Origin of the sequence: Actinophytocola sp., assembly GCF_049647105.1 — a bacterium.
Taxonomy (GTDB): Bacteria; Actinomycetota; Actinomycetes; order Mycobacteriales; family Pseudonocardiaceae; genus Actinophytocola.
Genome location: NZ_JBARWZ010000086.1, coordinates 21,330 through 36,505 on the forward strand (window position 1 = coordinate 21,330; position 15,176 = coordinate 36,505).

A 15,176-nucleotide genomic window follows, 5' to 3' on the forward strand; every position below is an offset into this window, starting at 1 on the left:
GGCGGATGAACCGCGCTCAGTTCGGCTTTACGGGGAAGGTGGCTCTCGTCACCGGCGCCACCTCGGGGATCGGCAGGGAAACGGCACTCACCCTCGCCCGGTCGGGCGCGCGGATCGTCGCGGCGGGTCGGCGCCAGGACCGCGGTGCCGAACTGGTGACACAGATACGGGACGAAGGCGGGACAGCCATCTTCGTCCCCACTGACGTGACCGTCGCCGACGAGGTCGACCGGCTGGTGGCGTCCGCGACGGCGAGCTTCGGACGCGTGGACTACGCGTTCAACAACGCAGGCACCATGGGTCGGGGAGAGGTCCCACTGACCGAGACCGACGAGGATGACTGGGCAGACCTCGTGAACACCAACTTCAAGGGCTGCTGGCACAGTCTGCGAGCCGAGCTCGTCGCGATGCGCAGGCAGGGCCACGGTGCGATCGTGAACTGTGCTTCGATCGTGGGCCTCGTGGCCTTCCCCGGCGTCTCGCTCTACACCGCGACGAAACACGCGATCCTGGGCCTGACCAAGGCCGCGGCCCTCGAGAACGCCGTGTTCGGTATCAGAGTCAACGCGGTCTGTCCCAGCGCCGTCGACACGGCGCTGTTGCGCGCCCTGCCTGACGAACTGCTGGACGGGGCCGTCGCCGCCCATCCGATGGGCCGGATGGGCACACTGGCCGAGGTCGCCGATCTGGTCGCCTTCCTGCTGTCGGACTCCGCCGGGTTCGTCACCGGCGCGGCGTATGCCATGGACGGCGGACTCACCGCGGGCTGAAGTGCGGTTGCACCGTGAGAGCCGGGCCACCGTCGCGCCGATGGACAACCGAGGGTTCCGCACCGCCGAGCGCGGCGCGGAGAACGGCGACGGCTCCGTCGGCGCCAAGGTAGGTTCGGCCATCGACCGGTCCGCACATCACGGGTGCCGCGGCGGGGTTGTTCACCCGTCGCAGTGTCGCAAGTGGCGCCAGACCGTCGTATCTGGCCACCTGAGCCCGGGTGAGCACAAGGAGGAAGGCTCCCTCGGCAGGCTCGGCCGCCACTCCGTAGGGGCTGAGGATCCGGGTGAGCTCGGGCATTCGGTTGCCGTTCAGGCTGATGACGAGCGCGTAGTCGAGTTCGCCCGCGAGGAGGACGCGCCGCGCGATCTCGATCGCCGCGAGGGTGGCGTCCCACCCGTGGTCCACGGCCATCGTGAGTCCGTTGAGGTTCAACAGTTTCGACACTCTCGCCGCCGAGCAGCTCGGCATGATCCCACCGACCGCGTCGAGCGTCGTTGGCCCGATGGCCGCTCGCACGGAGCTCGCGTACTCCTCGAAGGCGGGGCCCGGCAGCCGCTCGGCGACGAGGCGAAGGTAGCACCGAAGCGTGTACTCGATACCGGCCCTGGTGGGACCGAAATGACCGACGAGCACACCCGTGGACGCGGCGTACGGCGCCCAGGGCTCTCCTGCCGTGTCGGTGAACCTGTTGACGCATTCCAGTGCCATCAGCTGACCGCGGTCGATGCGCTGGGCCGTCACCGGCGGCACCTGCGTCCGGGTGACCGGGGGAGCGGGGAACGGGTCGCCAAAGCTCGCCGGCGATGACCAGCGCGCGGCACGCAGGTCGGCCGCCACCCCGGCATTGTCCTGGCCACCGGGCAACAGCGCCTGCCAGCCAACGAGCACGATCTCGTCGGCCGCTGGCGGCCGGGAGTAACCACTACCTGTTGGTGAGCTCAGCAGAACATGGATGTTGGTACCGCCGAAGCCGAAGCCGGACACGCCCACTGTCCTCGGCCGGTCCGATGGCCATGGTGTGTCCACCACGGGAACCGCCAGAGGTGCCGCCGCCTTCGGGTCGGCGAGGGCGGTGAACGCCGGTTGCGCGGGGATCAGCTCATGATCGAGCGCGAGCAACGCGTGCGCCATCGACACGACTCCCGAGGCGTTCGCCGAGTGTCCGACGCTGCTCTTGTTCGACGTCACCAGAAGCCGTCGCGTCCCGGCGTACCCGTCGGCGAGCGCCCGAAGCTCGGCCCTGTCACCGACCGGAGTGCCGGTCCCGTGGGCCACCACCCAGTCGACGGCGGTCGACGGCAACCGCGCCGCGGTGAACGCCCGGTCGATCGCCAGCCGCTGGCCGTCGCGGTCAGGCGCGTAGATCGCCTTGCCTCTGCCGTCCGACGAGGTGCCGACGCCCGCGAGAACCCCGAGGACGCGATCGCCGTCGGCTCTGGCCCTGGCCGCTGTCTTGAGGACCACCAGGCCCGCCGCGTCACCAAGGACCGCGCCGTCGGCGTGCGCGTCGAACGCGCGCAACCGCGTCGTGGCGGACATGCCTCGGGCCTGGGAGAACGTGATGCAGTCCCGGGGGATCACCGCGTACGCACCGCCGCACAACGCCACGTCCGCCTCACCGGCGAGCAGCGTCCACATCCCGAGTGCGACGGCGTACAGGGCCGACGAGCACGCGGAGTCGATGACGAAGACCTCGTGGTCCGTCGGCAGCAGACCGACCGCCGCATCGAGAACGAGTTGGTGGGGCAGGCTTCGGTAGTCGTCATCGGGAGACTGGGTGTTGAGCCGCAGTCGTTGACGAATCGCGTCATGGTCGCCCGTCATGCGTCCCGCGACCGCCTGCGCCACGACGGCTTCGTCAAGCCCCAGCGAGCCAGGAAGCGGATGACCGACGACCAGTAGGCAGCGGTCCGCAGCACGCATCGTCCCCGTCCGCTTGATCCGAAGCAGGCATTGTCGCAGCCACAGCGCGGCCGGATCGCGGACAGCCATACCCGCGTCCCGCTCGGCTGCCATCCCCGGATGCGGCGTGAGGTCCGGCACGCAGCCGAAACCACGCGCCTGAACGCTGTCCGCCACGCCCGGATCGTCGGCTTGGAAGTACCTGTAGTCGAACCGGCGGGAATCCTCCGAGAACGTCGGCTCCGATGTTCTGAGCAGCGACCAGAGCTCCTCGGTGTCGCGAGACCGGGAGGCGACCAGTTCGCATCCCACGACCACGACAGCGGGGTCATCGGCCATCGTTCCTCCGTCCTGCTCACACACGGAACAACAGGCCACCGCTGTACCAGCCGGCGCCCGCCGTCGGGGCCAGCACGAGCTGACCTGGCTGGAACCGGCCGGACGTGATCTGTTCCGACAGGGTGGTCGGAATCGTCGCGCTCGCGGTGTTGCCGCAGGACTCGAAGTTGGTGACGACGGCCTTTCCACGCCGCGCCAGCTCGTCCCGCAGCGTGGTGTGCACGTGCCGTGTCCCCGGGTGAGGCACGATCCAGTCGACGTCGTCCAGTTTCAGATCGTTGCGGTCGAGAAGGTCGTCGATTGCCCGGAACTGGGTGGCCAATGCCAGTTCGACCACGCGCGGCTGGGCCTTGAGCCAGCCATCCGATGGCCGGATGACGCAGACCTCGTGCTCGTCGGCGTGCGTGCGCACCAGTGAGTCGAGCAGCCCCGGCGCGGTGGAGAGGTTCCGCGTGAGTATCACCGCGCCCGCGGCGTCGCCGACCACCAGGGAACTACGGCTGCCGGGCCGGGTCCGGCGGGAGAACTGCTCGGAGGCCACGACGGCCGCGCAGCGCGACTGCGAGGTGGTCAGGAGCGACGCCGCCAGGTGGACGCCGAGGACGAAACCCGCACAGGCACCGCACACGTCGAAGGCCAGGGCGCGGTCGGCGCCGAGCTCCAGCGCGACACGCGGCGCGGCTTCGGGAAAGTACCTTCGAGTGGTGCAGTTGGCGAGGAGCAGCAGGTCGAGGTCCGTGGCAGGCAGGCCCGCCGCGTCCAGTGCCCGCCGGACCGCGTTCGCCGCCATCGTGGCAACGGTCTCGTCGTCGTCGGCCACGTGGCGGCCGCGCACGCCGAACTCGGCGGCCTGCTCGGGTTCGCAGGTAACGTGCCGGTGTGGATAGTGGTGGCCGAAGCCGGCAAGCCTGATGCCCGACCCCGCCCATATTCCCTCACGCATGATGGTCCTCCCTTTGAACCGGTCTTCAACGGAAGTGGGCCGGGTGTCGACGTCGGGGGCGACAAAGGGCTGCGAACGCATGGCGCTCACTCGCAAGCGGCCAGGGCGACGGCCGATGACTGGCTGCCGACCGCGAAGGACAGCGAGACGGCGACCCGTAGGTCCACGTTTCGTGGACCACCCACGACATGATCCGGACCGCATTCCGGATCGACGTCGCGGCAACCGACTGTCGGCGCCAGGACCTGGTGACTGAGCATGAGCGCGGTCGCGGCCACGTTGACGACCCCGGCACCACCGAGCAGGTGCCCGTAGACGGCTTTGACCGAGCCGAGCGGCGGTTGCGAGCGGGGACTGTCCCGGTACAGGACGTCGAGCATGCGACCTTCTGCAAGATCGTTGTAGTGGGTCGCCGACCCGTGCCCGCAGTAGTAGCCGACGTCTCCCGGGGAGTTTCCCGATGCGGCAAGCACTTCCCGGACGAGGTCAGCCGCGTGCTGACCGGAGAGGTCCATGTGCATCGGATGGTTGGCCTCACTGCGGGAGCGATGACCGAGCACCTCCGCGTACGGCGTGATCCCTCGCCGCAGGGCCGAATCGGCGCGTTCCAGGCAGAGCACGACGACGCCCTCACCAAGCACGAAGCCGTTCCGGTTGATGTCGTAGGGCCGCATTGCCCCCTCGGGTGACCTGGCCGTCGACAGCGCACCCTTGCCCATGGCCGCGTAGATCCGGATCAGTGACGGGACCAACGGGAACTCGCAGCCAACGACGATCATCAGATCGGCCTCTCCCGACCGCAACGCCGACAGCGCGATCCCGACCGCCTGGTTGCCGCCGACACAGGCGTTGCTTACTGTCGTGACGGAGCCACGGACGTCGTGGGCGATCGCCGCGAGCCCGACGGAGGCGCCATTGAGGCTGTGCAGGACGGCGGATCGACCGCTCGGTTCACCGTCTCCTCGGAACAACTCCTGCCACCACGCCAACGGCCCGCGCGATGATGAACCGACCATGCCGATACGGTCCCCGGAAACCGGTCGGTCGGTCAGCCGTGCGTCCGCGAGAGCCTGACCGACCGCTGCGATCGCGAGCGAGGTCTCTCGCCGAGATCCATCGGGCGGGCCCGCCATCTGCTGACTGCTTTGGCTGTCCTGGATCTCGCCGCCGACCCAGGTGGGCAGGTCCAGCTCGGCGAATCTGGCGACGGTGCCGATCCGCGTTCGCCCCTGCCTGATGTTGTGCCAGAACTCGTCCACGCCTCGCGCGCCTGCCGTGATGGCGCCGATCCCCGTGATGAGTACGGATTCCGTCATGGCCCCTCCCTACTGTGGCATGTTGTCGTGGCGAAACCGTGGTGCCTGACCTCTGCGGAGCATGGCGAACGTAGTGGCGACGCGGTCCCGGACCCGCTCCGGTGTGATCACTTCGTCCACCAGCATCCGCTCGCAGGCCAGCCGTAGGTCCATCACCTCGTCGCGGTAACGCTTGATCAGCCCTTCACGGCGGGACGGATCGTCGGCCAACTCCCGGCGGCAGAGCAGGTCGACGGCACCCTCGGCGCCAACCGCGGCAAGTTGGGCGTTCGGGAAGGCGAACACCGCGTCGGCGCCGAGAGACCTCGAGTTCATCACCAGATAGCCACCGCCGAACGCCTTGCGCAGAATCACGGAGACGCGCGGAACGCTGGCTTCCGAGAACGTGTACAGAAGTTTCGCGCCGCGCCTGATGATGCCCGCGTGTTCCTGACGCAGGCCGGGAAGGAACCCCGGCGTGTCGACAAGAACGAGAAGGGGAATCCCGAAGGCGTCACACATCCGGACGAACCGGGACGACTTCTCGGCCGCGTTCGCGTCCAGCGCACCACCCATGACCATCGGCTGGTTCGCCAGGACTCCCACCGACTGGCCTGCCAGCCGCGCGAGTCCAGTCACCATGTTGGCGGCGAAGATCGGCTGGAGTTCCAGAAAACTGCCACTGTCGACGATCCCGCGAACCGCTCCACGCACGTCATAGGGAAGTCGCAGATTGACCGGAAGGTCGGGCATCCCCACCGCCGCGGCGGGTTCGCGGCCTGGCGGCTCGTGCCAGCACGAAGAAGGAAGATAGGACAGGACAGCCCTGGCCGACGCGAGGGCGGCGGTCACGTCGCCGGCGACCAGATGAGCTACCCCGGAGATCCGGGCGTGCACGTTGGTGCCACCCAGCTCGGCCGTCGAGACGTCCTCGGCCGTCACGGATCGCACCACGCGTGGGCCGGTGAGGAACATCGCGGAGGCCTCGGCCATGATGATCACATCCATCAGACCGGCCGAGTAGACCGCGCCGCCCGCACACGCACCAGCGATGACCCCCACCTGGGGTACCCGGCCGGAAAGTTTGGCGTTGAGGCGGAGAATCCTGCCGTAGCCGTCGACCGCGCTCAGTCCCTCCTGAAGTCGTGCTCCGCTGGAGTCGACGATGCCGACCACCGGGCACCGCATGCTGGACGCCAACTCCATGATTCGCTCGATCTTGGTCGCGTGCACCTCACCGAGCGAACCACCGAGCACGGCACGATCCTGGGCGAAAACACATACCGGTCGACCGTCCACGGTCCCCGTTCCCGTCACGACCCCGTCGCCGGGAAGGACTCGGCCACCCATGCCGAAGGCCGTCGCCCGATGCGCCGCGGCACCGCGCAACTCCGCGAAGGAACCCTGATCAAGAAATGTCACTATTCGGTCAGGGACCACGCTTGTTTCCACCTGTCCAGTGTTCGCCTCAGCCGGGCCAAGTGTCGTTACGGGGACCCGTAGCCACGGCTTCCGGAGCACTGGTAGCGGCCGAACTCCTTTGCCAACGCGGCACTGAGCTGGGCCCGCCGGTTGATGCCGAGCTTGACGTAAAGGCTCGTCAGGTGGAACTCGATGGCTCGCGGGCTCACGTTGAATTCCCGGGCTATCTGCCGGTTTGTGTGCCCTGCCGACGCCAGCACGGCTACCCGGTGTTCATGGGCGGTGAGTTCGGAGGTAGGTATGCCGACCGCCGGTAAACCGCCGAGCCTGGCTCTGTGCCGCAGTGCGGTTTCGATCAGAGGATACGCGACGCGCAGCGTCGTGCCGGGTTCCAACAGGCCGAGCCCGCACAGGCGCAGCACCGTGTCGTTGAGCCGTCCAGGAGGCCAATCCGAGCCGGTGAGGAGCCCGCCAGGATGAGCACTTCGAGCGATCGCGACTTCAGTGCAGACATCCAGCAGTTCCGTCCCGTATTCACCGAGCCGGTCGAGGAACGGGACACACATGGCTTCCGCGTCGGCCGGGGAGAGATGACCTTGAGCGAGTGCCTCCAGCCGAGCCGTGGCGGGATGGTTCATCAGCGGCATCAGCAGAGCCGGGTTTCCCTGACTGGCATGGTGTACAGCGCCGACGAGTTCGTCCGGGACAGCTCCGGGCAGGGACTCCTTCAGGAGCCGTTCGATGTGATCGCCGGTCAGGCCCCCCAGTGTGATGCGCATGGCTCCGTCGAACAGGCGAGCCAGTTCGACTGGCAGATCGGGCCATCTGCCGGGACTTACCGTCACGACGAGCTGGGCAACGTGGGCGGGGCGACCGTGCATCATGCGAGCAAGTTCGTTTATCGTTTGTCCGTCAGCCCACTGAAAATCGTCGATGGCCCATACCGAACCGGCACCCGCTGACGTCGATACGGATCGCATGAGTTCCAAGAGAAACGCGGTCTTGCCCACGCCGAGCGCGCCATGCACGATCACGACCCGACTGGGGTGCCGCTCCTGTCCGGTCAGCACCCTGAAGGCGGCGGACAGCTCATGGCTCCTGCCAACCAGACACCTTACGGACCCTGGACCCTGGTCAGTTTCCATGCTTCATCCCAAGATGACCGCATCGGGCTGTGCGCACTGAAGGACGCTTTCGGGGCGTTGAGCCTGGATCCACTGGCTTGCGCCCTGGCGGACGCGATGTCCCGAAAGGCGCTTTCGGGACGCTCAATGCCCTGAAAGCGCCCTTCGGGACATCGGCATCGCACCCTGCGGGTGTACACCGCGCGCGCCGTGCGCAGGTCGGTGGTGTTCAGGTGATCAGACGGCGGTGACGGTGCGGGTGCCGGTCTCATGTTGCGTATCACGTGATCTCCAAAATGTTGACAGCCGGGGCCGTACCCCCGCCATCCCCGACAGCTCACGACGATGGCAGCGGGCCTACCCCCAGTACGTCACGAGAAGCCATCCCCGACAACACCTCGTTCCGCTGGATGGCACAACGAATTCCTGGTCACCATGGCCGGGCCTATTCTGCGGTATCGGCAACGGACGGGATGGTCATGGGAAAACGAAGGGTCGTCGTGGTCAGGCCATGACCACGGCACGTGTCCCGCTTCGACTCCCCGGAGCAACGTCGGCGGCAAAGGTGTGTCGCGAATTGTCCCGGGCCGGGTCCGTGGCCGAGTTGCTGGACGCCACGCATGTGAGGTGGTGCGGGCCGGACTGCGAGCAGACCGTGGACTGCAGCTTTCTGCACTTCCCGCGGAGAGCGCCCGCGCCCCCGCCGGTGCGCTCGGTGCGGTCGGCGCGGCCGCGCTACAACAAGGACACGGCCGACCTGTTCTCTCTCATGGGCGGCGACGGTTACCGGCCAGGGACGCCGCAGGTTCACGAGGAGAACCTGTGGCCGCTGCTGCGTACGGCCATGACGAAGGCCGACGATCCCGCGACAGCCGACCAGGCCTATACCGACTGGACGGGGGCACCGGCCTCCTCGGCGTCGGAAACAGTGGCCTTCGCTTGCCGGGACAGCATCCAGTGGATGGCCAACTGGTGCGGCGGCCAGTACGCCGACCAGCCGACGGCCGTGCACTACATCGCGTTCAGCACCATCTGCGATGACCTGTGCATCCCGCCAACGGATCTCGTGCGGGGCCGGTTCCTCATGTACGGCAGGTCGGTCGCCGACCTCGCCGCCGCGATGGACGAGCAGGGCTGGAGACGCGACGGCGTCCACGCGCTGCTTTCGCTGGTGCGCCAGTACATCGTGCAGTATGTCGAGAAGGTCCACGATGGACTCCACCCGATGCTGAACAGCAAGCCCGGCGTCTGGGACGCGGTGATCTACCGTACCCACACCGCCAACACCTACGGCGCCGCGGTCGTCGTCCGCCGAGTGTGCAAAGCCGGGCCGGTGTCATGGACATCGCTGATGGACAGCTCCATCTGCGACGCGATCTCCATGGATCTCTGCAAAGCCACGATGAACGTCTACCAGTTCGACAACCACCCACCCGCCGCACACGAAAATCACGAACAACGAAGAAAGACCGCTTACCACTCGTTGTACCTCGACCTCATCGATGCCCTCGTCGCCGCGGGCGCACCCGACGCCATCGTGCACTTCGGCCGTGCGGGCTTTCTTTTCGTACAACTGCAGGAGCGCTACCACGAACGCCGCCTCGGCCACCGTCTTCCGCTGCGCCCCGCCATGATCACCCACCTGACGAGGCTGTTCGGTGCTCGCCCGACCGACCCGCTGACCGACCATCTCTTCCTGGCCAGACGGGCGGATCAGGAGCGAACCGCGTTGTGAGTCTCGGTTCGTCTCGCTACGACACCCCACCGACCAGTGCAACAATTCACGAGATTATTCCGCCGTTCGCGTGAGTGGCCTGGTTGCCGGGGCTCGCTGACCTGATAATGGGTTGATGGGTGGTCATGGGCCGGTTTTGCCGGGCACCACGTTCGGCGGGGAAGTGGAGGCGCTGGTCGTCAATGCGGCGGGTGACCTGGCCCCGATGGAGCTCGAGGTGAAGCGTAAGGCGGCCGACGCCATAGCGGAAGAAAAGGCCCGGCAGGGGCACTTGGATCTCTACGGCGGTACGACCACGGTCAGCTGGGACGTCCCAAAGAGCACACCGTAATTGACCTCGGGTTTATGACTCCCGGGAAGCTATCGGTTTCAGGATTACCCCGCCGAGCTGGGGTGGAATATTGACATCGAGGGAACGTGCGCCAGGGTGCGAAGCTTGTTGTTGAGCAACCTCAACGATTCCAGTGCACTGCACAACTCGCGGTATTCGAGTCGCCTCGCGTATTACACGTAGTTGCCTACCCTGCCTGGGCGGCGCCAGCCTCGCCACACCCCTGATGCAGCTCATCTCGGGCTGAATGGAAAGGAGTCCGGTCGTCGGCAACCATGGGAAATGGCGCAACGCGATGTTCGATTCCGGTCTTTCGTTGAGACTGAGTCGGACAGCTTCGATTCGATAGCAGCACTTTCGCACCCACCACGGCCATCGTCGTAGACACTCGCCTGGGGTGTTCCCCCCATTGCGGCAAGCTCAACAGGAAGCATGCTGACGGCCGAATCTGACGCCTTTGTCGTGGGTCATCGACCAACCTCCCTGACTTCACTGGCTGTCTTCGCGCTCAACAGGCGTGATGCTCAATCCGAGGCGACTGTCTCACCGAGTTCTTGTCGTGGCAAGCGGCCGTGCCGCGTCGCGGCACGGCTCGCATCGGCCAGCGGTGTCGTCGCAGCTTGAGGCGTCCGATTCGAAACATAATTCACTCCATTGGCGGCACCAATGTGTCCACATAAGATCACCAGCATATCGACTCCACTTTCGGGCCGACAGATGGACGACGACGGCCTGGCCGAGGTACGCTCGGGATAGCGCGCGCCTATTTGATTATTTCGCCGAAATATTCCGGCACACGCGCGATCAACTTCGATGGATTGCACCCGAGGCGAGCCCTGGGGGCATCCGCGCGGAAGGAAACAGCATGAAGACTGCCGCCAGCAAGAAGCAACACATGGTCATCGCCTCGGCGAGCTGGCTACCGGGGGGCGGCGAGTGGTGGGCGACTTTTGCCGTGATTCTCAAGAACTATTCTGATACCGACGTCGTAGACCCGAAAATCAAGTTCTCCTTCGACGAGCCCCGGATCATCCAGAACAACTATGGGCTGATCTTCGACGCTTCCAGTTCGCCGGTCACCAGCGTGGAGGGCAAGCTGGTCACCGAACGGAAGGTCATTCCGGCAGGGGGAGTACAGGAGTTCAGCGTCGCGATGCAGAACGGCGGACCGGGCGCCGGTAGCGACCCCGGCATGCTACCCACCTCCTTCTCCGTCGACGGCGACGACGCCAGCCCGCCGGACGACGACGAGCCGCCCACCACACCGTCGAAGGTGCGGGTCACCTCGACCACCGCGAACAGCATCAGCCTGGCCTGGGATCCCTCCACCGACAACGTCGCCGTCGGCGGCTACGAGGTCGACGTCAAACCCGAGGGCGGCGCCACCCAGAGCAGTCGCACCACCACACCGGGCAGCACGGTCGGTGGGCTGTCCCCGGCCACCACCTACACCGTCCAGATCCGTGCCTACGACATCTCGGGCAACCTCTCCGGCTACTCGCCCGCGCACACGGCCCAGACCACCGAGCCGCTACCGGACATGGGTGACTGGGACGTGCGCGGGGCGCCGTTCGTCGACTACACCGCCTGGCCCAACCCCCAGCTCGCCGAGTACGGCGCGCAGTCCGGACTGGACGGCTACTTCGCCGGGTTCCTCGTGGCCCGGCCCGGCGGCGACAAGAAGGTCTACTGGGGCGGCTACGAGTCCCTCGGCGACGCCACCACCAGCGACTACGGCAAGTCCGACTTCGCCAGTTTCCAGGCGAAGGGCGGCAAGGTCGTCCTGTCCTTCGGCGGCGCGTCCAACGTGCCGCTGGAGGCCGAGCAGACCGACGTGTCGGCGATCGTGGCCACCTACCAGGGCATCCTGGCCAACTACAAGGTCACCCACGTCGACTTCGACTTCGAGGGCAGCTTCATCCACGACTACGCCGCGCAGGACCGGCACATCGCCGCCATCGGCCAGTTGTTGCAGGAACAGTCCAAACTCAAGATCTCCTACACGCTGCCCGTCGACGGCGCACCCGGCAGCCTGGTCGGTTTCAACGACGGCGGTGCCAGGCTGCTGCTCAAGCTGGCCAACGCCGGCATCGAGCCATCGTTGATCAACGGGATGCTCATGGAGTTCGGCCAGACCTCGCCACCGGACGCCTACGACTGTTGCGTCAACGCACTCAACGGGATGTTCGCCCAGATCTCCGCCACCTTTACGGCCTGGTCCTCGGCCAAGGTGTGGCGGCGGATCGGCGGTTGTCCCATGTTCGGCCGGCACATCAACGGCAAGGTCTTCACTCTGGAGAACCAGCGCCAACTGGTCGACTTCGCCCGGCACCACGCACTCGGCACACTGTCCGGATGGGACGCCACCCGCGACCACAACCAGGGCACGCTGCCCGAGTGCGACAACATGAACGGTAACGACGTCAGCAAGTGCACCTACGTCGTGCAACCGCCATTCGGCTTCTCCAAGATCATCGCCACCTATCAGCCTGCGAACTGAGGACTCTGCGACTGCCTGATCGTCCCATTGGGATGGTTAGGCAGTCGCGGTCGAGGAATTCGGTGTGCCGTACGGCGGAACGGAAGCTGGTCGTCGCGTGTCGGGTGGGATAGGAAGGGTCGGTGCTGTCCGGTTCGACGGCCCGACCGTATCGATGGCAGGGCTTGGTTCGAGCCGTATCGACTCGGCCGGTGCGATGACGCGGCTGGTTGTCGCGCCGCACAAGACTCGTGGGCAACGCTCAAGCTGAGGAGGATTCCGATGGGAAATAGACGGACGGTAGCCGTCCTGTGTGCGTCGGTGCTGATGTCGGGGATGGCGGTGGTTGCCGCGACGCCGGCGGCGGCGATCTCGGATCCGGGAGAGGTCTACGGCTGGGGGGGCAACTCCCTCGGCCGGGTCGGTGACGGCACGACCACCGACCGGCCGGTACCGGTGGCGGTGTGCGCGCCGGGCGGCACCGCGCCGTGCGGCAGCGTGCTCGACGACGCGGTGCAGGTCGCCGACGCGTTGGGCAACCACAGCATTGCGCTGATGGCCGACGGGTCGGTCTATGCCTGGGGCGGCAACTCCGACGGCCAGCTCGGCGACGGCACCACCACCAACAGCAGTGTGCCGGTCCAGGTGTGCGCGGTCGGTCAGAGCGCCCCGTGCGCGACGTTCCTCGACGACGTGGTCGCCATCTCCGCCGGTGTCCGCCACAGTCTGGCGTTGCGCTCCGACGGCAGCGTTGTCGCCTGGGGTGACAACTTCGATGGGCAGCTCGGCGACGGCACCACCGCCGCCAGCAGTGTGCCGGTCCAGGTGTGCGCGGTCGGTCAGAGCGCCCCGTGCGCGACGTTCCTCGACGACGCGGTCGCCATCTCCGCCGGTGTCCGCCACAGTCTGGCGGTCGTCGGCGGCGGCGAGGTCCGCTCCTGGGGTGACAACGTGTTCGGCCAGCTCGGGGACAACACCAGCACCAACAGGTCCGTGCCGGTCGCCGTGTGTGGCGACTCCTCCTGCGGCGCCCCGCTGACCGGTATCACAGCCATCGACGCCGGCGCACTGCACTCGTTGGCCCTCACGTCCACCGGCGTCGCCCTGGCCTGGGGAAGAAACTCCTCGGGGCAGCTGGGCGACGGCACCACCAACGACCGGGACACTCCGGTCCAGGTGTGCGCTGAGGACGGCTGCCCCTCGTCGCTGTCGCCCATCACCCAGATCAGCGGCGCCGGGTTCTCCAGCCACGCCCTGATGGCCGACGGAACCGTGCGCGGCTGGGGCAGCAACGGCGACGGACAACTCGGCCGCGGCAACAACATCGGCAGCAGCCTGCCCGTCCGGGTCTGCGCGGTCGGACAGAGCGCGCCCTGCGCCAACCTGCTCATGGGCGTGACAGAGGTCAACGCAGGCGGTTCCCACGTCCTGGCCCGCATCGACGACACACTGGTCAGCTGGGGAGACAACACCGCGGGTGGGCAGCTCGGCGACGGCACCACGACCGACAGGCCGGCCCCGGTCCAGGTGTGCGCGTCCGCCCAGACCGCACCCTGCACCAGTTTCCTCGACCTGGTTGGCACCATGTCCGGCGGCCAAGCTCACTCGCACGCCATCCGGGTCACCACACCACCACCGGCCGACGAAGCCGACCTCGCCGTCGGCCTGTCCGCCGCGGCCGTGCTCCTCCAGCCCAGGATCGACTACACCGTCGGCGTCACCAACAATGGTCCCGACGCACTCGTCTCGGCCACCGTCGTGACCGCGGTGCCATCCACCACGACCAGCGTCACCAACCTCGGGCCGTGCAGCTACAACGGCACCCTCAAACAGGTCAGCTGCCCGGTCGGCGCCCTGGCAAGCAGCGCCGGTACCAACTTCACCTTCCGCGCCAACATCTCCGCACTCACCGTCGGCCTGCCCCTGACCGCCGCCACCCAACGCACCACCAGCAGCCCCAACGACCCCAACCCCGCCAACGACGCCGACACCGCCAACTGCGTGGTCATCACCGGCCTGATCATCCTCTGCTGAACCCGCACCGGCCGGGACGAGCCGCCGCCAACCAGCGCAGGCGGCTCGTCCGGACCCGGTGCGGCACCGACTCGGCTTAACCAGACTCGTCCGGGAGGTCCACGACATGACTCGTCAACTCGCCCACCGTGACCCGTTGGCATTCTGCCGATCGTTGTCGGCCTACGGAAAAGTGGTGTAGGTCCGGGTCGGCCCGATCAAGGCCGTCGTCGTGTGCGACCCCGAGCTCACCTGGCACGTACTCAACCACGACCGGAGCTTCGACAAGGGCGGCCTCCTCTACGAACGGGCCAGAGAGGCATTCGGCGACGGCTTGGCATCCCGCCAGTACAGCCGGCATCGATCGCAGCGACGCCCGCGGCGCGGTCGCCCGCGCGATCGACAGCCGGGTAGCGGAGAACCTGCGGTGGGACCTTCGGAAAGAACGCGCGACAACGCAATGCGAAGCTTCGGGATCACCTCGTCGCATCTTCCGGCGGCGCGGAACCCGTTCACCGCGCAGGCACACGACAGCACCAAAGCCTGGTCGTCGCGGTTCGGGCTGATTTCCACTCCGGAACGGCTTCGCGCGTTCGACGAGGTCGCCTACACCGATCTCTTCGCGCGCGGTTGCCCGCACGCCGAGGCGGATGACCTCGTGCTGTTCTCGCAGTGGTTCGCGGTCCCGTTCTTCCTCGACGACCAGCAGGACATCGCGGTGTTCACCGGTCGTGGCACGGCGTTCGTCACGCTGCAGGACCTGCTCGGCGACATTCTGCTCCACCACGAGGACAGGACGGGAACGGGTGGTGTCGGGCT

General features: G+C 67.1%; 11 protein-coding genes. 5 read left to right on the forward strand and 6 right to left on the reverse strand.

The window, feature by feature from the left end; genetic code table 11:
• Positions 1-5 precede the first annotated feature (5 nt).
• Positions 6-770: a glucose 1-dehydrogenase gene (locus WBA97_RS10360; RefSeq protein WP_424230526.1), complete on the forward strand. Its 765-nt coding sequence runs from the start codon at positions 6-8 to the stop codon at positions 768-770.
• Here the strand turns inward: WBA97_RS10360 and WBA97_RS10365 are convergent.
• The 5 genes from WBA97_RS10365 to WBA97_RS10385 all read right to left on the reverse strand — a co-directional run bounded on the left by WBA97_RS10365 (position 757) and on the right by WBA97_RS10385 (position 7,709).
• Positions 757-3,015, reverse strand: coding sequence for a beta-ketoacyl synthase N-terminal-like domain-containing protein (locus WBA97_RS10365; protein WP_424230527.1), 2,259 nt, complete (start codon positions 3,013-3,015; stop codon positions 757-759). The two genes, WBA97_RS10360 and WBA97_RS10365, sit on opposite strands and share 14 nt — an antisense overlap.
• A gap of 16 nt (positions 3,016-3,031) precedes the next feature.
• Positions 3,032-3,958 carry a ketoacyl-ACP synthase III gene (locus WBA97_RS10370; protein ID WP_424230528.1) on the reverse strand — a complete coding sequence of 309 codons (927 nt, stop codon included), beginning with the start codon at positions 3,956-3,958 and terminating at the stop codon, positions 3,032-3,034.
• A gap of 86 nt (positions 3,959-4,044) precedes the next feature.
• Positions 4,045-5,274, reverse strand: coding sequence for a beta-ketoacyl-[acyl-carrier-protein] synthase family protein (locus tag WBA97_RS10375; RefSeq protein ID WP_424230529.1), 1,230 nt, complete (start codon positions 5,272-5,274; stop codon positions 4,045-4,047).
• Between the two features lie 9 nt (positions 5,275-5,283).
• Positions 5,284-6,774 (reverse strand): acyl-CoA carboxylase subunit beta, encoded by a 1,491-nt coding sequence (locus tag WBA97_RS10380; RefSeq protein WP_424230530.1) that lies wholly within the window; start codon positions 6,772-6,774, stop codon positions 5,284-5,286.
• Positions 6,741-7,709, reverse strand: a complete 969-nt coding sequence (locus WBA97_RS10385; RefSeq protein ID WP_424230531.1) for a helix-turn-helix transcriptional regulator — start codon at positions 7,707-7,709, stop codon at positions 6,741-6,743. Before WBA97_RS10385 ends, WBA97_RS10380 begins: the two co-directional genes overlap by 34 nt.
• A gap of 667 nt (positions 7,710-8,376) precedes the next feature.
• Here WBA97_RS10385 and WBA97_RS10390 point away from each other — a divergent pair.
• From WBA97_RS10390 to WBA97_RS10405, 4 genes are all read left to right on the forward strand, one after another.
• On the forward strand, positions 8,377-9,534 hold the full coding sequence (locus WBA97_RS10390; protein ID WP_424230532.1) for a hypothetical protein: 1,158 nt from the start codon (positions 8,377-8,379) through the stop codon (positions 9,532-9,534).
• Positions 9,535-9,649: 115 nt separating this feature from the next.
• Positions 9,650-9,865, forward strand: a complete 216-nt coding sequence (locus WBA97_RS10395) for a hypothetical protein (RefSeq protein WP_424230533.1) — start codon at positions 9,650-9,652, stop codon at positions 9,863-9,865.
• Between the two features lie 865 nt (positions 9,866-10,730).
• Positions 10,731-12,365 carry a fibronectin type III domain-containing protein gene (locus WBA97_RS10400; protein WP_424230534.1) on the forward strand — a complete coding sequence of 545 codons (1,635 nt, stop codon included), beginning with the start codon at positions 10,731-10,733 and terminating at the stop codon, positions 12,363-12,365.
• Positions 12,366-12,626: 261 nt separating this feature from the next.
• The gene (locus WBA97_RS10405; RefSeq protein ID WP_424230535.1) at positions 12,627-14,378 is read left to right on the forward strand and encodes a hypothetical protein; all 1,752 of its coding nucleotides are present in this window, start codon (positions 12,627-12,629) and stop codon (positions 14,376-14,378) included.
• Positions 14,379-14,454: 76 nt separating this feature from the next.
• Here WBA97_RS10405 and WBA97_RS10410 read toward each other — a convergent pair whose 3' ends face one another.
• Positions 14,455-15,141 (reverse strand): hypothetical protein, encoded by a 687-nt coding sequence (locus WBA97_RS10410; protein WP_424230536.1) that lies wholly within the window; start codon positions 15,139-15,141, stop codon positions 14,455-14,457.
• Positions 15,142-15,176 lie beyond the last annotated feature (35 nt).

Bases quoted from the DNA above. Each gene is read 5' to 3' on its own strand.
- WBA97_RS10360 (WP_424230526.1), top strand. From the start codon at position 6: ATGAACCGCGCTCAGTTCGGCTTTACGGGGAAGGTGGCTCTCGTCACC.
- WBA97_RS10365 (WP_424230527.1), bottom strand. From the start codon at position 3,015: ATGGCCGATGACCCCGCTGTCGTGGTCGTGGGATGCGAACTGGTCGCC.
- WBA97_RS10370 (WP_424230528.1), bottom strand. From the start codon at position 3,958: ATGCGTGAGGGAATATGGGCGGGGTCGGGCATCAGGCTTGCCGGCTTC.
- WBA97_RS10375 (WP_424230529.1), bottom strand. From the start codon at position 5,274: ATGACGGAATCCGTACTCATCACGGGGATCGGCGCCATCACGGCAGGC.
- WBA97_RS10395 (WP_424230533.1), top strand. From the start codon at position 9,650: ATGGGTGGTCATGGGCCGGTTTTGCCGGGCACCACGTTCGGCGGGGAA.
- WBA97_RS10400 (WP_424230534.1), top strand. From the start codon at position 10,731: ATGAAGACTGCCGCCAGCAAGAAGCAACACATGGTCATCGCCTCGGCG.
- WBA97_RS10405 (WP_424230535.1), top strand. From the start codon at position 12,627: ATGGGAAATAGACGGACGGTAGCCGTCCTGTGTGCGTCGGTGCTGATG.